Below are 19,455 nucleotides of genomic sequence, written 5' to 3' on the forward strand. Positions count from 1 at the left end.
ACAGCCAAATCCTAGTGATCCGTCTGGGCACAATAACCCACATTCTGACGGGGTACCACCTTCCTCAGAAGGGCGGTCAGGATCTTTTGAGCATCCTATGGCTGCGCTTCTGGCAGGAGACGGTGACTCCTTGGAAGTGGGCAACCTGGCCCTCACAGTTGACTACCTTAAAAACGAATCGACGTTTCTGGATGCCATCACCATTCAGCTTTACCAGAAGCTGCTGGAACGCTATGGCGAAGAACTCGATCAGGAAATCACCAGCGACACCATCTTCACGAACATCAAGGACTTAGCCGACGACTGGCTGGAGCAACAGCATCGCTGGCCACAATTGGTGCAAGAGTTGCGCTCGAATCTTGTCATGCGCGCCTTACAAGATATGGAGCGAGACCTGGGGGATGCGGTGCTGCAATCCCTTGACTGGGAAGCGTTTAATCGGATGCTGTTGCAGTATTTGGGGAATGGCGATCGCGATCGTCTCAACGCCCGTTTGGCCCAGTTAGAATCCTTTCACGGTCAGCGGATTGCAGAGCAGATTGTCCAATCCCTCAATTTAGAGCAACAGCCCTTCTCAACTATAAAACGGATGCTACGGCTGGGCACGGAGGCTCCCCGCATTGTCTCCACCCCCGAAGTCGAGGAAGTGGGAACCGGGCCGATCGCAGAAATCCCCAGTGAGTTTCCTGTAGTCAGTCAGGAAGATGCAGAGGGCGTTCTTTATTTTTCCGATCGGCTACAGACTGATCTGTGGGATGCCGATCTGCGTAACGTTGCCTTCCTGCGATACCAGTCGCGACATAACCGCAATGCTTATCTGGAGCACTATGTCACCAATCCATCCGATCTGATCTACTTGCCCTGGGAAATGACCGAGCAGCTCCTGCAAAAGTTTGGCCTCAGTGCTACACGCCTGCATTTGCTGTTCTGCGCCTTTGCGATGCAGCATGAACAGACCTGGCACGGTAGTTTTCAGCTCGATATGGATGACATCCTGCCGCTTTTGGATGGCACCCGTCCTCCCCGAATGGGCCGCGCTACCCGGCAAAACCAGATCGCAGGCTTAGCCTATGCACTGTCATGTCTGCTGGTGAAAATGATTTGGGGAGAAACGGCGACCCCGCTGATTCAAACCCCCGTTGCCAAACTTTGGGACATTCTGATTGAACCCCAGGGCAACCTGGATTGGAGCAGTGGCCGCATTGAACAACCGGAAGCGATTCATGTATTAGTACGCCCTGGCCTCTGGGTTGAGGGCATTGCCCAGCGGTCAGAGGGCCGATTGGGAACAGCACTGCAACACTTTGGACGAATGGCTGTCCTTCTGTTACAACGGCAGGCCTTTACCAATGATCTGGCACTACGACTCCTGATTTATTTGATGCTCGATACCCGGCTGCAAGCCAGCTCGTCCAATCCCCATGAGTACGAGGTGCGGCGACTGCTGTCGATCGGTCTATCAAGCACTGAACCCATCGATGACCTCAGCTTAAGTGAAGCTCAGGGACTCTTTGATCAGTGGCATCAAACCCTCTCCATCTTTGCAGCATTGGGCTGGCAACCCCGCCCCAGTGGCACGGGGGCCGTGACTAAGACAGTGCTCAACCCCAGCCACTTCTACCGTAGCCCCTACCCCCGTTGGCTCGACCCCACTCAGGAAATCCGCAAACCGAAGGGTTGGGTCGGTAACTGGCTGGATCAACGGCTGGCCCTGTATCCACCGTTGGAGGCGACCGCCCTGGGCGGCAACCGACTCGAAGTATCTTAAGGGAATCTTTAACTCAACTTCGGGTTCAGGCCTTTTTCGAAGGGATTGCTTCGCATTTCCCTTGAAAAAGCCCTTTTCGGCGCGCTTCGGCTTATCCCAACCTGAGGCAGCATCTTTCCCCGCCGTTATGCAAGAGACAATAAGCCCGGAAGCAGACTCCCAATCCCGACCAGAATAAATTTGACGCCAAAAGCCGCTAGAATCAGGCCGCTGATACGAGTCACAATGCTTAAGCCGTCATTGCCTAACTGCGTCGCCAGGGTTGGGGAGAAGTGGTAGGACAAGTAAATAATGAACGTGGCGATCGCAATAATCACTGCCATCAACAGCCACTGCACCGGATTCCGGTAAAGGCTGGCGTAGACAATGAGTGTACTAATAACCCCCGGTCCCGTAGTAACGGGCAAAGCCAGGGGAACGACGGCGATCGACTCTCCCCGATCATCCACAGGTTGATGCTTCTGGTTACGTCCCTGGGCCATGCTCAACCCCATGTTGAGGAGCAACAGCCCACCGGCGATCTGGAAGGCGTGAATGTCGATACCCAGAAATGCCAGCAGTGTATTGCCTAACAGAAATGACACCAGCATGATGATGCCAGAAGCGATCGCCCCCTGAATAGCCACCTCCTGGCACCGCCTGGGGCTTTCCCCTGCCGTCAAACTCACAAAAATCGGTGCAATGGCAACGGGATTAATAATCACCACCAACCCCACCAGTAAATTCAAAAACTCCGTTGGACCTGCCATAGCCGCCCCTGATTCAGCTGGATACGTTCAACTTCAGTCTATTCCTTTGCCTTCTGCCACCCATCATAGGCAGATAATGATAGCGTTAGGAAGCACAGTTATTCCTTACGGCAATGGCTGAATCCCTTCAACAGACACCGCTCTACCCTCTGGAACTGGAACTAAAAGCCCGTATGACTCCCTTTGCCGGGTGGGAAATGCCAGTTCAATTTAGCGGCATCACCCAGGAGCACCAGGCGGTACGGCAACAGGCCGGCATGTTCGACATCTCACACATGGGTAAGTTTGCCTTACGGGGAAAAGGTGTCCTGGCCCTGTTGCAAACCCTCGTCCCTTCAGATCTCAGCCGTTTACAATCCGGGCAGGCGCAATACACCGTATTTCTAAACCCCCAGGGTGGAATTATTGACGACCTGATCGTGTACTTTCAGGGCACCGACCGCAACGGGGATGAGCGGGTACAACTGATCGTCAACGCTGCCACGACCCAGAAAGATCGCGATTGGGTTTTGGGAAATGTAGGCCACGCCATTCAGTTTGAGGACCAATCCCTCTCTCAGGCCCTGCTGGCTGTGCAGGGGCCTGCTGCTGTTGCCACCTTGCAAAAGTTTGTACAGGAAGATCTCTCAGTCATTCCCCGATTTGGACATCTGGAAGGAACGGTACTTGGTCAACGCAGCTTTTTAGCTCGCACCGGATATACCGGGGAGGATGGCTTTGAAGTGATGGTGGCACCAGAAGTAGCGCAGGAGTTGTGGCGATCGCTCCTCGCAGCAGGCGTTACCCCCTGTGGTTTGGGGTGCCGTGACACTCTCCGCTTAGAAGCCGCCATGGCCCTTTACGGCCAGGATATCGACGATACCACCACTCCCCTGGAAGCCGGGTTGAACTGGCTGGTGCATCTGGACAGCACACCGGAATTTATAGGGCGAGCCGTACTGGAAGCGCAAAAGCGCGAAGGTGTCGCTCGACGGTTGGTGGGGCTACAACTGGAGGGCCGAAACATTGCGCGCCATGACTATCCGGTGCTGTATAACGGGGAAGTCGTGGGTAAGATTACCAGCGGCACCCTATCGCCAACTCTGGGTTACCCAGTCGCGTTGGCCTATGTGCCCGTGGCTCTTAGTAAAGTGGGACAAGTCGTGGAAGTTAGTATTCGGGGCAAAACCTTTCCGGCAACGGTGGTTAAGCGTCCTTTTTATCGAAGCGCATTGTGAGATAGAAATACCCGACGGAAAAGTGCTGAAGGAATTCAAAAACCTAGAGGTCAGAATTCCTAGAAATAGCGCAAAATCGGTTTGAGCGATTTTCGTTGGGTCGGCAACGCCGCATACCCTCCCATCGTGTCTACAGCAGTGCTTGTTACAAGGAATATCGAATTATGTCCTTTGACTACCCCGAAGACCTGAAATATACAGATACCCATGAGTACGCTCGCGTCGAAGGCGAAATCGCCACGATTGGCATTACAGCTTTTGCCATTGATCAACTGGGCGACATCGTATTCCTGGAATTGCCGGATGTAGGCGCAGCCCTTGAGAAAGGTGAAAATTTTGGTACCGTCGAGTCTGTAAAGGCGGTCGAAGACCTCAAATCCCCAGTAACAGGGACCGTCATTGAACGCAATGATGCGGTAGTCGATGCCCCCGAACAACTGGCCGATGATCCGTATGGCGAAGCCTGGTTACTCAAGGTGCGTCTGGATGCACTGGATGAAATGGAAGATGCGATGTCAGCCCCCGAGTATCGTGCCCTGGTAGAAGGCGAGTAGGACGCTACCTAGGCAGAGGTGTGCGATGCAAGATGCCGCACACCTCCGCTAATTGGATAACCCTGGGCAATCTGCCAGGGTTGCGAAGGCATGTATTGAACAGTTCTCCACACAAGGACAAAGAGGTGCCAAAGATATTACACAACCAAATCTAATTGATAGCGTGTGGAATCATAAGCAGATCCTCCGACACTGATGTAGTAAACACCTGGCGTTAATGCTTGAACCAGACTCACACTTGTTCCGGTTCGTGCTATCAGTTGCTCACCATAATCAATCACTGCATTATTATTTGTGTCTCGATACAGCGTTACTGTAGCACTATCATCCAAACCGATCAGTGTTGCAGTAAAGCTCCGATTACTATCTACCTGAAAGCGATAGTAATCTACCTCATCGAATTTACCCACGTAATCTTTCAACGTTATGGATTGAGAGAGGAGCCCTAAATCACGACCAGTATTTGCCTGACTACCCGGATCAGAAGAAGTCGTGTAATCAGGGTAGGCTGTTGCGTTTAACGTGAGATCATAGCGGGTTGAATCATAGATATAGCGTTTAACACTCAGGTAATAAACTCCAGGTGTTAGCCATTCGCTAAAGCTTTCCGTCACACCACTCTTACTCACAACCGACTCACCACTATCAATCACACTGTTATTGTTGATGTCTTTATAAAGGGCAGTGTTAATCCTACCTTCTAAACCATTAAAAACGGCACTAAAACTGCTTACAGAATCGACTTGGAAGCGATAGTAATCTATATCATCGAGATCACCAACATAGTTTTGCAAAGTTGTTGTGGTAGACAGTGCATTTAAGTTTTGCGCCAGGTAAGCCTGATTACCCGGATCAGGCGTCGAGACATACCCTGGATAGGTTGTTGAGTTTAGAGTGAGGCTATAACGGGTTGAGCTCGACAAATATTGTTGAACACTAATGTAATAACTACCGGGTGTTAACAAGGCACTGAAGCTGCTACTCGTACCAGCACTGCCGTTCGCAACGTTTTCGTTACTATCAATCACACGGTTATTGTTCAGGTCCTTGTACAATCGCGTCCATGTACTGCCATCCAAACTTTCCGTAATGGCATTAAACTGCGTGACCTCATCAACTTGAAATTGATAATAGTCAACATCATCTAAAGCACCCACATAGTCTTTGAAAACAGCGTTAGCGGGCAGAGACCCAAGCAGGCGTGCTGTGTTGGCCTGATTTCCTGGATCAAGACTTAGCGTATAGCCTGGATAGTTAATTGAACTGAGATTGAGGGTGTAGCCTGCAGAACTATAATATGAACCCTCAACCCTCAAGAAGTAGAATCCAGTGGGCAGTAAATTGCTGAAACTAATGCTACTGCCATAACGACTCGTAACCAGTTCATTGTTGTCAATCGCCCGATTATTGTTAATATCCCGATACAGGTAAGTGCTCAAACTTCCGCTGGGACTACTGATGTTAACACCAACATTGCTCAAGGCACTTCCTTGAAAGCGATAGTAGTCTGCCGCATCCGTGCCCCCGACAGACTCTCGGAGTGTGAGGCTTCCGGGCAAAATTCCTAAATTGCGGGCTGAAGATGGAGTATTTCCTGGTTCCGGTTGCACGACCAAGGCATTGAGTTTTAGCGTGTATGAAGTATTGCCGCTAATTCTGCCAACCCGGATGTAATAGAGACCGGTATTGAGGGTGCGAGTGATCGCCTGCCCCTGCCCAGCAGGAGGTTGGTTAAATTGGGTAATTAGAGTACCTGACCGATTCAGCAATTTCAAGTTGGTTGATTGCTGCAATTGATTTAGAGAAAACGTCAGACGGCTACGAGTTCCTAATTGAAACTTCACATAATTAACTCGATCCAGGCTTGTGAGGGAATCTTGCAGGCTACGGAGACCCGAAAGTGTACCGAGATTTCGAGCTGTGTTGAGGGTATTATCCTGCGTTGAACTCATGTGTATAGAAGCAATGCACAGGTGCAGCGAGACATTTTGCCGCTAGGATTATCTCTAACTTTCAGGTCTTAAAGCCTCAGCACTCCTCCGGAATTACCGTTAGAAATTCGAGTTTTTTTGCGTACTATTCAGGTCGGCACTTTGTTGTGCGATCGCCATTTGTATGCAGACAACTATAAACATTAGTTCGGACAGTTTTTCTGAAACCGTTGATTTTGCGTGCGCTTCGCGCACGCAAAATCAACGGTTTCAGAAAAACTGTCCAGAGTATTGTATAAAGAAGCTATGAAGATGAATTATTACCCAGGCTACTTTGTTCTTTCAGAAACAGCTACTTGATGGTACACAGGTAATATAACCACATCTCTACATTCGCATCTAATTCAAGCTGGTTTTTAATTTCTAATCCAGTACTCCAAGAATAGATTTGAATATCGTAGAAGTTTTCGGCAAGTTGTTTTAATTGATCAGCGGGGTTGATGTAATAGGTTTTTAGACGAAAGTTATGGGATTCGTCTTTGATAATGGCGTGATCTAATTGTTGTAGTTGAGCCAACGTGAGCGATCGGTTCGCCAAGCGCAGAATCGCCAGCATAACTAAATTCACGTAAGTTTTAAGGGGATTAAAACTGAATTTGTTTTGTAGTTTAAATTCCCGTATCATCCCCTGAAGGCTATGAGTTGAGAAGAAGAAATACCCTCCTGACTTTCCCACCCTGGAAATTTCTTGTAATGCCTTTAAGCGCTCTTCGTGAGAAATATAATCAATCCCATTAAAGCTAAATAAAATAAAATCAAATGTGTTGTCGGCGAACTGGCTCAGGTCACGGACATCGCAAACCTGAAAGTGCATTTGTGATGTACTCGGGAAGCGCCGTTTACAGGCAGCAATCATATCGGCAGAGTAATCAATTCCCACATATTCTGATACCAGTGGGGCAAAATGCTGGGTTGTTCGCCCACCGCCTACACCAATATCTAAGAGTTTGATTTGCGGCCATTCAGGCTTGAAGCGGCGCAAAATAGTAGCTTCTGCGGGCTGGAGCTGACGTAATTGGGCATAGTATGACACAACATCCGAGGCTGTGTAGGTTTTCTGATTGCGGTTCGCGATCACTCAAACTTCTCGCCACTAACAATAAACATCGGATCGAGGGCTGCAAAGATTTGATTAATACCTCGAGTTTCTAAACGGTTGAGAGCTGATTGAACCACTTCAATGTTTCGCATTCGCAATTCTGAAAGGCACTCAGAAATTGCATAAAGTGACTCAAAATTAGTCGCGGTTGCAACGACACGTCCTCCACTTTTCAACCGCTTCCAAGTTGCCTGCAAAATATCTTTGATAGAACGGCCTCCCTCAATGCAAACGCAATCCGGAGCTTGTTTCAAATCCACCAAGCACTCCGGAGCACTCCCTTCAATAACCGTGACATTGGTGACAGAGAAGCGATCGCAATTCCGCCGAATCAAGCTTGCCACTTCTTCATCTCGCTCAATGGCAAAAATCTGCCCTCGCGGGCAGAGAAGTCCCACTTCCACCGGAATTGTCCCCGTTCCTGCGCCGATGTCCCACAAAATTGCATTCGATTGAAGCCGCAGTTGTGACACCAGCAGTACACGAATTTCGCGCTTGGTGAGGGGAATACCGGGGAGCTGTTCGAAGAGTTCGTCAGGTATGCCGGGGGTGCTGTAGGGCCAGAGGGAGGGGGACATGGGGGAGGGGTGAATGAGTGGGGGCAGGCACGTTGTTTATAACACCCTACACTAGACCTCCTGCATGAATCGTTTTTTCAGGGCGTGAATCGTTGCGTAGCTCCGCCACGCAACGATTCACGCAGGAAGTCTACTGTAGAATTCTCCGAGTGCCAAGGGATGACTATTGAATCACACGGAATTTTTCCAGGGTGGGATCGGTGCTGCCAGTCAGGATGCCGCCAGCAGACTGGATGCCCTGGAGGTAGGCGATCGCTTCTTCCGTGACGATTTCGCCAGGTACCAGCACGGGAATACCGGGAGGATAAGGGCAGATGAGGTCGGCAGCGATATGGCCGGGAGCCTGCTCGACTGGAATGAGGTTGGTATCCGCAAAGAAAGCATCACGGGGGGTGAGGGCAAGGGGAGAGTGGGGTGGGGTAGGGGTGGGGGAAAAGGGAGACAGGGAGGGAGAGGGATGGTGTTGATTTAACAAAGTCTTAAAAGCGTTAATGAGTTGCTGAATGTCGGTTTCGGTGGTGCCCAGGGTGAGGACGAAGGTGAGGCTGTGCAGACCCGGAAGTTCGCAAGTGACCTTGTACTCCTCGTGGAGAATTTCGTCAGCTTCGAAGCCTGTAAGCCCAAGCTCACGAATGTCCACAGTCAAGCGGGTACGGTCAAAAAAGACTGAATCTACGACGTCTTGCAGTTGTAGATCTGGCAAATCTAAGACTTTGAGACCGGGAATAGAGGAAAGGCGATCGCGCGCCATCTGAGCCAAGGCCAACGTCCGTTCCATTAAGACAAAACCAGATTCCGCCATTTGCAGGCGGGCAGCATCCAGCGAGGCTAGCAGCAAGTAGCTGGGGCTGGTAGATTGCACAAGGGCTAGGGCTTTTTGAATACGATTGGGGGAAACACGATCGCCCTGGGCGTGGAGCATTGCTGACTGGGTTAGGGCTCCCAGGGTCTTGTGGGTGGACTGCACAACCACATCTGCTCCGGCGGTCAAGGCAGGAGTTGGCAGGTCGGGATGGAAGGCGAAGTGGGCTCCATGCGCCTCATCTACTAAAAGGGGAATGTTGTGTTGATGGGTCAGGTGCGCGATCGCCTTCACATCGCTGCATACGCCGTAGTAGGTCGGAGACACCAGCATCACAGCCTTGGCATCCGGATGCTGCTGCAACGCCTCTGCAATTCGTTGAGGGGGAACACCATGGGCAATCCCCCAATGGGGATCTAATTCAGGGGTGACGAAGATGGGGACTACTCCCGAAAGGATCAGGGCGGCGATCGCAGACTGATGGCAGTTACGCGGCAGAATAAGCTTGTCTCCGGGGCGGCAGGTGGCCAGCACCATTGCCTCAATGCCCGATGTAGACCCGTTTGCCAAAAACCAGGTGCGATCGGCTCCAAAGGTTTGAGCCGCTAACTCCTGTGCTTCACGAATAACCCCTTCAGGAGCAAATAAATTATCGAGATCGGGCAGTTCCGGCAGGTCGACCCGGAAGACGTGCTCTCCCAAGAGTTCGGCCAGTTCTGGATGGACGCCGTGACCGCACTTGTGCCCCGGCACGTAGAAAGGAGCGTGGGGGCGATCGCGTAACGAGCGAAGTGTTTGCAGTAAAGGAGCCAGAACGTCAGGAATAGAAGGTGGCATGGATGAGGGGTTATACGATCTCCAGTTAAAGAACGATGAATATGCAGTGGTACGGCCCAACGCGCCACCGCATATCATCGTTCTTTAACCGGATCTGATATGAGTTGACCGCTCCTACTTTAACCTGAGTTCGGGTTAAGGGCGTTTTCGAGTGCCGCGCGTTGCGCGGCACTCGAAAACGCTCATTTTGGCGTGCGCAAAGCGCACGCCAAAATGAGAACTTCGGCTTATCCCGAAGTGAGGTTACTTTACATTACACTCAGCAAACACAGGCTTTTGGGAAGCAGTTTTAGGAGATTTCTGCATAAGAATTTACCCAGGATGTTGGTGTTTTGCCCGCGAAGCGGGCAAAACACCAACATCCTGGGGGGCAATTTCATTGCTGGAAATCTCCTTAATCCCTACTAGCCGATGGCTCAGTGTCATTTCCGGGTTCGTGACCAAGCTTGAAAAATGAATCAATAGCTTACAAATGTAGCGGTTCTGAAACGATCTGCCGTTCTTCACGAAGTAATTTGAAGCTCTAATACAGTCTGTAATCAAAGCTCGTCAGCTCAATTTTGCTTCGGTACTCTAGAAGTAGAGTTAAGTATAAGTACTCATGAATGAATTCGAACTGGCTCTGTTCTCTCTACTTCAAGTTCTTCCTTAAATTCTCTCTGATCATCCCTGTAGCCTCTAGGAACTCGTCCAGGAATCTGCCAGGCAGTTACGTCAACCCATTCAAGAAGTTCTGGCTCCATTTACCGAAGCACTCCATACGCTATCCCAAGCAGGCACCGTTCATTACGATCGCCAGCACAATCAGGTTTACTTGTAGAGGTTGCCCATCACCTGAAAGGGTAGACAAGCACAGATTCATGGCGACAAGACTGAGCCATAGATTATGGAATTTAGCCTCCTCTGGGCGATCGCAAATCCATAATCATCTCCATACACAAACCGAGGCAGATTTTGTGAAATTGATTTTACAAACGCTTCAAATCAAAAGAATTAATTCCTTCACAAAGTCTGCCTAAAATAATGATAACGAGCTTGTTTCAACTATCCCCTACTGAATGGCCTCTGTAATTCGCCTCCCTAAAATCAAACCTTCCTCAAAAATCATTCAAAGTATTGTTACTCTAGTTATCGGTTTCGCAATGGTACTGATGCTAAATAGTTGCAATGCTTTAGTCACCAATCAACTTCCCAATACATTGACCCTGCCCTCTATCATCAACCACCACATGGTGCTTCAGCAGCAAGCGAATGTGGCGGTTTGGGGATGGGATCGGCCAGGTACCACTGTGCAGGTTGAGTTTCGTGACCACCAGCAATCTGCTCAGGCAGGATTGGATGGCCAGTGGATGGTGCAAATTCCCAGTGGCCCTGCAGGAGGTGCATTTTCCCTCAGCGTTCGTGGCACCCAAACCATTGTCTTAGAAGATGTGTGGGTTGGGGAAGTGTGGGTTGCAGGTGGGCAAAGCAATATGTGGTGGGCGGTACAGGCCAGTTGGAATGCCGAGCGAACCATCCCGGCTGCCACCAACTCGGCCATCCGCATCTGGGACGCGAACACGGGCGATCGTGCTCTGGGCTGGAGTTCGGATACCCCTCAAAAAACGGTACCTACAGAATGGAAAATAACTACCCCTGAAAGCGTTGGGGCATTTCCTGCAACACCCTACTTCTTTGCCCAGGAGCTTTATCAGGCTCTCAAAGTGCCCATTGGGATCGTTCATCTGGCCGTACCCGGACAGGACATCGAAGCATTTCTCAGCCGCGAATTTATGACGGCCCACGTACCGCCGATGGTTGAAGCGGCCGGCTCTAAAAAAGAGGTGCGGTCCAGTGGCTTATTCAACGGCATGGTTTACCCCGCAGCTCCTTTTACGACCCGTGGTTTTCTGTGGTGGCAGGGTGAAGCGAATGCCGATCGCGCCCTCCAATACCGGGTTTTATTTCCTGGATTAATCGAGGAGTGGCGACACCTGTGGCACCAGGAAGATGCGCCATTTCTCTTTGTCGAGTTAGCCAACTTCCTTCAGCCCCAAACCTTCCCCGTTGAGGATGCTCCCTGGCCTGCACTGCGCGACGCTCAGAAGGAAGCCTTGCGTTTACCCAACACAGCCATGGTTTCCACAATTGATATTCTGCTACCCGGGGAAGACACCACCGGACATCCCAGCAATAAACAGTTGGCTGGGCATCGGTTATACCTGGCCGCGATCGCCCAGGTCTACAACCAATCAGATCAGGAGTGGAGCGGGCCAGTGTTTAAATCGGTGGAATTTCGAGGCAAGGAGGTGATCGCGACCTTTGATCACGTTGCCGAGAGGTTAGTCACTCAGGATGGTCAGCCCCTCAGAGGCTTTGCCCTGGCAGGGACAGATCAGCGCTTCTTCTGGGCAAAGGGACGCACCGTAAACAATACCGTTGTGCTGAGCAGTCCATCGGTCGAACAACCAGTTGCTGTGCGCTACGGTTGGGCCAATAACCCCATTGGCAATCTCTATAACTCTGCGGGGTTACCAGCCTTTCCATTCCGGAGTGATAACTGGGTACTACGAGTCAGAAAGTTGCAGCTTCAACAAATGGACTGGCGCACATTAGCGACAACCATCGATCGCGAACTCATACCTCAGCAATCTACCTTGCGCGATCGCTGGAACCTGATCTATACAACTCTGGCCCAGCGCCCTCAGGTCGTCAAACCTCTGATTGAGCAACTGCTGCAGCAACCGATGGAAGAAGAAATACTGCCGAACGCATTGCTTGCACTTCTTAAAAAACTAGAGTCCTGATTGCCCATTAGCGAAGTCACGCGTTCCGGCTGCGTTGCATGCAAAGGTCCAGTGTTTCCCAAAACACTGGACCTCTAAAGTTTCAGCCTCTCTGCGTCCTGTTCACAACTCTCCCGGCCAGGGAAACCTAGACCATGAGTTCCTGGCAACACAATGGCTTCTAAGTCTTCTAACGCTTCAGCCTGTTCCTCATCCCAACCGATGACTGACCGCACCCAGGCAACCCGCCGCCTCACTATTTTTTATGTGTCGTCGTTGAGTGCGATCGCCGGTCTTTCCATTCTGGGTCAATTGCTCATTCAAAATGCACTGAAACAGCAGGAACTCGACATTCAAGTCATTAGCGAAGCTCAACAGCAAAAAATGCTGATTCCGCAGATGACGCGAACCGCAATGCTGATGCAGATGAGCAGCGATAGTACAACAAAAACCCAGTATCAGGAGGAAATGGAGGAGGCAATCGCTAACGCGAATTCCTGGGAACAAACCATGGGTACGTTGGCACGAGACGGACGGCTGTCTCAGTCCCGACGGCAGCAAATTCAACAAATGGTCGATCAGCTTGCACCCACGCATCAACAGTTGATTACGACAGCGCAGCAAGCGATGACAGGGCAGAAGGGGCAAGGAGGGCAGGACAGAGGAGCTGGGGGGCAAGAAGCTGAGCCAGGTGGAAACAGCCGAGGTGCGGTTCCGCTGCCGGGACAGAGACAGCCACCACCCTTGGGACAGCGTCCTGGCCAAGACCCACAGGCTCAAGCTGGGCAGCAACCTCCTCCTCCAAGGGGACAGCAACAGCCACCAGCACCTGAACAACGTTCTGGGCAGAGGCAGCCACCCGGAGCGGGAGGGCAGCAGGGGGGTGATCCCATGGAATTGGAACACAGATTTATGCGGGATTTGGATCAGTTGATTCTGACCTACAACCAGCAGGTGGCCGCCAGTACCCAGTATCTCAAGCAGTTGGAGTTGGGGCTTTTGGTGGTGACGTTAGGGGTGCTAGCCATGGAGGGCCTGGTGGTATTTCGCCCGGCTGTCAACAAAATTCGTGAAACCATGAGGGCACTGGCAGAGTCCTTGCAAAAAACTCAAGCCATGGCTAAACGGCTAGAACAGGAGCAGAAGAAATCGGAAAAACTGTTGCTGAATATCTTGCCTCGGCCTGTAGCCCATCGGCTGAAAGAGAGCCAGCAGGCGATCGCCGATGGCTTTGCAGAAGTCTCTGTTCTATTCGCTGACATTGTAGGCTTCACACAACTCTCCACCACCATGCCGCCCCAACAACTGGTGGGGTTACTCAACGAGATCTTCTCTACCTTTGACGAACTGGCAGAACGACACGGCCTGGAGAAAATCAAAACCATTGGCGATGCGTATATGGTGGTGGGAGGCTTGCCCACGCCCCGGGCCGATCATGCAGAGGCGATTGTAGCGATGGCGATCGATATGCAGAAGGCGATCGCCACCTTTAATCAGAAAAACAAGCAATCTGTTCAGATTCGTATTGGCATCAACTCTGGCCCCGTCGTTGCTGGAGTGATCGGCATCAAAAAGTTTATCTACGATCTCTGGGGTGACACGGTCAATACAGCTAGCCGGATGGAAGCCTATGGCGTTCCGGGTGGCATCCACATTACAGACAGTACGTATCAACGGATCAAGCACAAGTACCAGGCCGAGTCTCAGGGCATTATGCCCATCAAAGGAAAAGGAGATATGGAAACCTACTTAATCGTCGGCCCTAACAGCGACGTGAAGATTCCTACAACCAGTGCACGAAGGGTTCAGCGTCCCTAAACAGATCCTCAAGAGCGCGTATCAAATCTTCTGAGCATGGACCAAAACCAGAAGGCTATTTTTCTGTCACTTCGCGGCAGAGCATAGCCTTCTGTTTTGGTCGGCCAGATGCTTATAAAAGCCAACCAAAATGCCATCCAACTAATGAACCGCAACCTCCCCTAACTGCTGAATTTGTTCATCCTCATAGCCAGCAGCCTGAAGGGGACCAACCACATCCATAGCCATGTCTGGCACATAGCAAACGACCAGGCTCGCCTCCCCTTGAGGCACAATTTGTACTTGCCCGATCGCCGCAGGCAAGATACAGGACTCTCCGGGAGGCAAAGATTCAGTACCGCCCGCGAACTGTAGCTCTACAGCATGATCACCTACATTCGTCAGCGTGGAGCAACGGTGGGGGTGGGAAGGTTCGGTGTGAGGTGCCGTCAGCGTCCAGCGTTCCATGGCGAAGTAGGGACCAGCACAGCAGAGAACACGACGGTTAGGTTCGCTCTCCAACACCAGGCCTGGGTTTGGGCGGGGATGATAATGATTCTTTAGCTCATCCAACGTCCCATTGATGTTGGCGTGCCATTGCTCGGTTGAGAGCGGTTGGCCATACAGGTCGTGAGGCATGACAAATTGCCCTAAGTCAGAGGTTTGCTGCACCTCAAATACCAGGGCATCTGGGCCAAAGGAGTGGATAATTCCCCCTGGCACATATATTGTGTCTCCAGCCTGGATGGGATAACGGTGAATGACGGCATCGTAGTCTTTATTAACGAATGCTTCGAACAATTCTTCCCGGCTGAAGTCGCCTTTTAATCCAGCCAAAATGGTTGCACCGGGTGCGGCCCAGAGAATGTGCCAGGCTTCTGTTTTACCGTTGGGTTCGTTGTATACCCGGGCTGCAATTTCGTCATCGGCATGGAGATGGACGGGGAGCATGTGGGAGGCGTCTAGAAACTTTTCTAGCAGTGGGAAGTGGGGCCCGCGCCAACCCTGTCCGACCAGTTCATCGGGGTCACTCTGAATGAGGTCGTGGAGGGTTTTTCCGGCGAAGGAGCCGTTGGTGACGGTGCCGGTGGTATCGCGGTAGTCGCTAATTTCCCAGGTTTCAGCGATGATGCCTTCGGGCATGTTCTGCTTGTGAAGGCGATCGGGGATGAGACGTTCACCGAAGGCATAGTGACGAACGTGGGCGGTGAGTTTGATGGGATACCAGTTCATATAAGCTCGTCCTTATTAACTCTGTGTGACAACTTTAAGGGTTGTTTTTTAGTTGCAAAGCGCCTAAAAAACAACCCTGGAAATATATTCGTCAAAGATGGAGATATTTGGCGAAGACCTGGCTTGGGGGCACGTCTGGGGTACATATTAGGGGAGTTGTTTTTGGCTCCTAGGAGCCAAAAACAACAAAAGAAAAAGCCTAGCGGGCGGCGGAGCGGGTGCGGAGGCGGTCGATGGCGACGGCGATGATGATGACCAGGCCTTTGACTACTAACTGCCAGAAGAAGGACACGTTTAATAGGGTAAGACCATTGTTCAACAGGGCAATGATTAATGCACCGAGGAGGGTACCCCAGATGGTGCCGATGCCGCCGGAGAAACTGGTGCCGCCTAAGATGACGGCAGCGATCGCATCCAATTCATACCCCTGGCCCAACATACCGGTGGCGCTGTAGAGGCGGCTGGCGCTCATTACCCCAGCCAGGCCGGAGAGTAAGCCGCTCATGCCATAGACAAACAGCAACACCCAACTGACTTTAATACCAGTCAAGCGGGCGGCTCGGGCGTTACCTCCCACAGCATAGATATAGGTTCCTAACACGGTGCGCCTGAGGATGAACCAGCAGACGGCGATCGTGATTAGGGCAATGATAACCAGGGTGGGAATGCCGGCGATACGGCTGTTGCCAACCCAGGCGAAGTTGATGTCTGGGTTAATGACAGTCGTACCATTAGCCAGGAGGTAGGCCAGCCCTCGCAAGCCCGTGTAAGAACCCAGAGTCACGATAAAGGGGGGCAAATCCAGGTACGCAATGAGCGAACCGTTCAACAGTCCTAAGCCCAGGCCTGCTAACAATGCCACTGGGATCGAAAGGGCACCCAACGGCGATAGCGACGTCAGCATCCCCACCACCGCTGTGACTCCGAGGATTGACCCCACCGATAGGTCAATCCCTCCGGTCAGAATCACGAAGGTCATCCCCGCTGCCAGCACGATATTAATGGAAGCTTGCCGAACAACGTTGATCAGGTTGCTAGCGGTAAGAAAGTTGGGCGTGAGAACCGTGAATAGAATGCAGATAATCAGCAGGATGGGAAGGATACCTGCTACTTGAAAGAAGGTTCGTAAGGACTCCCGCCGATCCGCTTTGCGGCGATCGCCCCCCTGCTTCCGCGTGGTATGGGTCTGTAGTTGGCTCATGCTAAGTTCATCTCCCTTGCGCCCGTGGCGTAAACCATAATGTTTTCCTGGGTAATCGCTTCACCCGTAGTGCCGCCCACTTCGCCGACCAGGCGGCCCTCGCGCATGACTAGAACGCGATCGCTCATACCAATCACCTCCGGCAGTTCACTCGAAATCATTAAGATCCCGACTCCCTGAGCCGCTAAGTCGCTGATGATGCGATAAATTTCACTTTTCGCGCCGATGTCTACACCTCGGGTCGGTTCATCTAGCAGCAACACTTTGGGTTTAATCGCCAGCCAACGAGCCAGCAGTAACTTTTGTTGGTTGCCACCGGATAAATCCACCGCCCGCGTATTGGGGCTGGCAAGACGAATGCCCAACTGCTCAATGGCATCGGCAGCAATGTTTTTGAGGAACCCCAGGTTCATTACTCCAGCTTTCGCTCGCTGCCCCAACACGTTCATAGTGATGTTGTTGTGCGAACTCATTTCCAGGAACAACCCCTGGTCTTTGCGATCCTCTGGAACGTAAGCAATCCCAACGCGTAAAGCATCGACCGGGCTGTCAATATGCAGCCTGCGCCCTTGCAAGTAAACCTCGCCCCCCGATCTCGGGTCTGCTCCAAAGATGAGGCGCGCCAGTTCTGTACGGCCCGCCCCTACCAATCCAGCCAACCCGAGGATTTCTCCGGCATAGAGATTGAAGCTGGCTGGCCCAATTTCCCGACCATCGGTCAGATCAACGACTTGCAAGAGCGGTGCCTCATCGGCAGCCATTGATGCATGGGATTCATGCTCATAAAAGTCTTGAAGTGGGCGACCTACCATCATTTGTACCAGGCGATCGGCGGAAATAGTTTGATGCTCCAGGCTGCCTACATATTCGCCATCTCGCAACACACTGACGCGATCGGCAAGGGCGTACACTTCCTCCATGCGGTGGCTGATGTAGATGATTGCGATGCCATCATCCCGCAGCCGCCGGATCAGACCAAACAGCCGCTCTGTCTCCCGATCAGACAGAGCGGCTGTCGGCTCATCCATGACCAAAATGCGGCTCTTATCTTTAAGGGCTCGTGCAATCTCAATTTGCTGCTGCTCGGCAATGGAAAGGGTCGAGACGGTCGTTTTAGGGGAGAAACTGGCTCCCAAACTCTCTAGAATCGCCTCTGCCTCCTGATACATTTGATCCCGCTGCAAAAACAACCCTGCCCGAGTTCTTTCCTGCCCCATGAAAATGTTTTCGGCAACGGTCAGGTTAGGGGCGACATTCAACTCCTGATAAATCAGGGTGATGCCCGCTGCCCGTGCCTCGCTTGGGTGCGTAATCTTGGTGGGTTGCCCGTTAATGAGAATTTCACCGGAATCTGCACTATAGGCCCCGGCCAAAATCTTCATCAAGGTACTCTTGCCCGCACCGTTTTCCCCCATCAAGGCATGGACCTCGCCAGGATACACAGTCAGATTGACATTGCGGAGGGCGGAGAAACCAAAAAACTGTTTACTAATACCCCGCATCTCCAACACAGGAGCCGTGGAGCCGAGGTGAGTTGCATCGGTCATAGTGTTTTAGATAGCTCATTAGAAGGAATTGATATTGGATGCGTCCTGCGCACCCAATATCAGCGTCTCAAACTGGAATTAAAACCCTACTTACCACTGTCACTGGTCCAGCCCTTGTACTCGTTCACGTTCTCCTGAGTAATCAGTTGAACCGGAACTAGCACTCGGTCTTCAGCGGGTGGATTGCCCTGCAAAATGTTATTGCCCACATCAACAGCAGTTTCAGCCATCTTGAAGGGATCTTGGGCTGCCGTGGCAATGAACAAACTATCAGGACGCCTCAGCACTTCCACCGCTTCTGGTGCGCCGTCTACACCGACAATGAAGAAATTACTGCGTCCTGCTTGTTTCGCCGCCAGCTCGGCTCCAATCGCAGTGGGGTCATTGATCGAAAACACCGCATCAATGTCTGGGAAGGAGGTGAGCAAATCTCCCATCACCCGCAGGCCACCCTCGCGGCTACCCTCAGCATTCTGGTCACGCGAAAGAACATTGATGCCTGGATTCTTCTCAAACACACTTTCGCAACCATTCACCCGGTCAATGACGGCAGACACTGGAGGGCCGTTAATAATTACCACATTGCCCTGACCGTTGAGCCGTTCAACAATGAACTGGCACGCCAATTCTCCCGCCTGTATGTTGTTCGATGTCACCGTGGCATCCACACCACCTTCAGCATCGACGTCAACCGCTACAACAGTTACCCCAGCCTCTTTAGCCGCTCGTACTGCCGGAGCAATACCTTTAGAATCTGCAGCATTGAGCAGAATCAGGTTGACCCCAGAGGAAATAAAGTTTTCCATCTGGTTAATTTGTTGGTTCAGGTCGTAGCCACTCGACACAACGGTTGCTTTAATGGCACCCCCACCCAAGCGCTGGGCAGCAGCTTTAGCCCCTTCCCCAACTTGAACGAAGAAGGGGTTGCCTAAATCCCCAACAGTAACGCCCACAGCCTTCAGCTCTTTTGCCTCACCATTTCCACCAGCTGTCGTTCCAGCCTGGGGATTGTTAGCCTGACCTGAATTCTCCATCGTGCAGGATCCCAGAGTCCCACCGATAAGCCCAAATAGGCCAAGTGCGATCGCTAACTTTCTCACAACGTATCTCCTTTCCTACAGTTCGGATCAAGCGGAGGAGCAGGAAACAAACCATCTCGACATCGCAAAGCTGGAGCTCGGCTTAACCAGGCTCTAACCTAACCAACTGAAGTAACTCTCGGTTTCCTTAACTTTTTTGCGCTAGCTCTGTTTTGACGTCAAGGTGCTTTGCTATTGATTGCTGCGGTAGCGAGCAAAGCTTGTTCATCCAAAATAC

General features: G+C 51.7%; 14 protein-coding genes. 5 read left to right on the plus strand and 9 right to left on the minus strand.

Going from position 1 to position 19,455, the window contains the following annotated elements:
* The first annotated feature begins 97 nt into the window (after window positions 1-97).
* Window positions 98-1,768 (plus strand): hypothetical protein, encoded by a 1,671-nt coding sequence (locus NDI52_RS11260; RefSeq protein ID WP_190775893.1) that lies wholly within the window; start codon window positions 98-100, stop codon window positions 1,766-1,768.
* 125 nt (window positions 1,769-1,893) lie between these two features.
* Here the strand turns inward: NDI52_RS11260 and NDI52_RS11265 are convergent, their stop codons facing one another.
* Window positions 1,894-2,517 carry a MarC family protein gene (locus NDI52_RS11265; RefSeq protein ID WP_190775894.1) on the minus strand — a complete coding sequence of 208 codons (624 nt, stop codon included), beginning with the start codon at window positions 2,515-2,517 and terminating at the stop codon, window positions 1,894-1,896.
* Window positions 2,518-2,630: 113 nt separating this feature from the next.
* Between NDI52_RS11265 and gcvT the strand changes: the two genes are divergently transcribed.
* Both gcvT and gcvH read left to right on the plus strand, forming a co-directional pair.
* The gene (gcvT, locus tag NDI52_RS11270) at window positions 2,631-3,734 is read left to right on the plus strand and encodes a glycine cleavage system aminomethyltransferase GcvT (RefSeq protein WP_190775895.1); all 1,104 of its coding nucleotides are present in this window, start codon (window positions 2,631-2,633) and stop codon (window positions 3,732-3,734) included.
* Between the two features lie 164 nt (window positions 3,735-3,898).
* Entirely contained in the window at window positions 3,899-4,288 is a 390-nt protein-coding gene (gene gcvH, locus NDI52_RS11275; protein WP_190775896.1) for a glycine cleavage system protein GcvH, read from the plus strand.
* A gap of 137 nt (window positions 4,289-4,425) precedes the next feature.
* Here the strand turns inward: gcvH and NDI52_RS11280 are convergent, their stop codons facing one another.
* From NDI52_RS11280 to NDI52_RS11295, 4 genes are all read right to left on the minus strand, one after another.
* Entirely contained in the window at window positions 4,426-6,240 is a 1,815-nt protein-coding gene (locus NDI52_RS11280) for a hypothetical protein (protein ID WP_190775897.1), read from the minus strand.
* A gap of 331 nt (window positions 6,241-6,571) precedes the next feature.
* A complete protein-coding gene (locus NDI52_RS11285) occupies window positions 6,572-7,357 on the minus strand; it encodes a methyltransferase domain-containing protein (RefSeq protein ID WP_190770322.1) in 786 nt (261 codons plus the stop codon).
* Window positions 7,354-7,956, minus strand: coding sequence for a precorrin-6Y C5,15-methyltransferase subunit CbiT (cbiT, locus tag NDI52_RS11290; protein WP_190770323.1), 603 nt, complete (start codon window positions 7,954-7,956; stop codon window positions 7,354-7,356). Before cbiT ends, NDI52_RS11285 begins: the two co-directional genes overlap by 4 nt.
* 163 nt (window positions 7,957-8,119) lie before the next feature.
* The gene (locus tag NDI52_RS11295; protein ID WP_190770324.1) at window positions 8,120-9,595 is read right to left on the minus strand and encodes an aminotransferase class I/II-fold pyridoxal phosphate-dependent enzyme; all 1,476 of its coding nucleotides are present in this window, start codon (window positions 9,593-9,595) and stop codon (window positions 8,120-8,122) included.
* A 1,142-nt stretch (window positions 9,596-10,737) separates the two neighbouring features.
* Here NDI52_RS11295 and NDI52_RS11300 point away from each other — a divergent pair.
* Together NDI52_RS11300 and NDI52_RS11305 are read left to right on the plus strand one after the other, a co-directional pair.
* Entirely contained in the window at window positions 10,738-12,381 is a 1,644-nt protein-coding gene (locus tag NDI52_RS11300; protein ID WP_190770325.1) for a sialate O-acetylesterase, read from the plus strand.
* A gap of 153 nt (window positions 12,382-12,534) precedes the next feature.
* Window positions 12,535-14,178 (plus strand): adenylate/guanylate cyclase domain-containing protein, encoded by a 1,644-nt coding sequence (locus NDI52_RS11305; RefSeq protein WP_242035762.1) that lies wholly within the window; start codon window positions 12,535-12,537, stop codon window positions 14,176-14,178.
* A gap of 141 nt (window positions 14,179-14,319) precedes the next feature.
* Here NDI52_RS11305 and NDI52_RS11310 read toward each other — a convergent pair whose 3' ends face one another.
* The 4 genes from NDI52_RS11310 to NDI52_RS11325 form a co-directional block, all read right to left on the minus strand.
* Window positions 14,320-15,390 (minus strand): type I phosphomannose isomerase catalytic subunit, encoded by a 1,071-nt coding sequence (locus NDI52_RS11310; protein ID WP_190770326.1) that lies wholly within the window; start codon window positions 15,388-15,390, stop codon window positions 14,320-14,322.
* Between the two features lie 199 nt (window positions 15,391-15,589).
* The gene (locus NDI52_RS11315; RefSeq protein WP_190770327.1) at window positions 15,590-16,591 is read right to left on the minus strand and encodes a ribose ABC transporter permease; all 1,002 of its coding nucleotides are present in this window, start codon (window positions 16,589-16,591) and stop codon (window positions 15,590-15,592) included.
* On the minus strand, window positions 16,588-18,138 hold the full coding sequence (locus tag NDI52_RS11320; protein ID WP_190770328.1) for a sugar ABC transporter ATP-binding protein: 1,551 nt from the start codon (window positions 18,136-18,138) through the stop codon (window positions 16,588-16,590). The genes NDI52_RS11315 and NDI52_RS11320 overlap by 4 nt, the downstream gene beginning before the upstream one ends.
* Window positions 18,139-18,224: 86 nt before the next feature.
* Window positions 18,225-19,238, minus strand: a complete 1,014-nt coding sequence (locus NDI52_RS11325; protein ID WP_347280034.1) for an ABC transporter substrate-binding protein — start codon at window positions 19,236-19,238, stop codon at window positions 18,225-18,227.
* Window positions 19,239-19,455 lie beyond the last annotated feature (217 nt).

Origin of the sequence: Leptolyngbya sp. PL-A3 (assembly GCF_039962325.1) — a bacterium.
Lineage (GTDB): Bacteria > Cyanobacteriota > Cyanobacteriia > Elainellales > Elainellaceae > Vacuolonema.

Excerpts from the sequence above, each read along its gene's own strand:
- NDI52_RS11315 (WP_190770327.1), bottom strand. The coding sequence starts at position 16,591 with ATGAGCCAACTACAGACCCATACCACGCGGAAGCAGGGGGGCGATCGC.
- NDI52_RS11300 (WP_190770325.1), top strand. The coding sequence starts at position 10,738 with ATGGTACTGATGCTAAATAGTTGCAATGCTTTAGTCACCAATCAACTT.
- NDI52_RS11260 (WP_190775893.1), top strand. The coding sequence starts at position 98 with ATGGCTGCGCTTCTGGCAGGAGACGGTGACTCCTTGGAAGTGGGCAAC.
- NDI52_RS11280 (WP_190775897.1), bottom strand. The coding sequence starts at position 6,240 with ATGAGTTCAACGCAGGATAATACCCTCAACACAGCTCGAAATCTCGGT.
- NDI52_RS11310 (WP_190770326.1), bottom strand. The coding sequence starts at position 15,390 with ATGAACTGGTATCCCATCAAACTCACCGCCCACGTTCGTCACTATGCC.
- gcvH (WP_190775896.1), top strand. The coding sequence starts at position 3,899 with ATGTCCTTTGACTACCCCGAAGACCTGAAATATACAGATACCCATGAG.
- NDI52_RS11265 (WP_190775894.1), bottom strand. The coding sequence starts at position 2,517 with ATGGCAGGTCCAACGGAGTTTTTGAATTTACTGGTGGGGTTGGTGGTG.
- NDI52_RS11295 (WP_190770324.1), bottom strand. The coding sequence starts at position 9,595 with ATGCCACCTTCTATTCCTGACGTTCTGGCTCCTTTACTGCAAACACTT.
- cbiT (WP_190770323.1), bottom strand. The coding sequence starts at position 7,956 with ATGTCCCCCTCCCTCTGGCCCTACAGCACCCCCGGCATACCTGACGAA.
- NDI52_RS11305 (WP_242035762.1), top strand. The coding sequence starts at position 12,535 with ATGGCTTCTAAGTCTTCTAACGCTTCAGCCTGTTCCTCATCCCAACCG.
- gcvT (WP_190775895.1), top strand. The coding sequence starts at position 2,631 with ATGGCTGAATCCCTTCAACAGACACCGCTCTACCCTCTGGAACTGGAA.
- NDI52_RS11320 (WP_190770328.1), bottom strand. The coding sequence starts at position 18,138 with ATGACCGATGCAACTCACCTCGGCTCCACGGCTCCTGTGTTGGAGATG.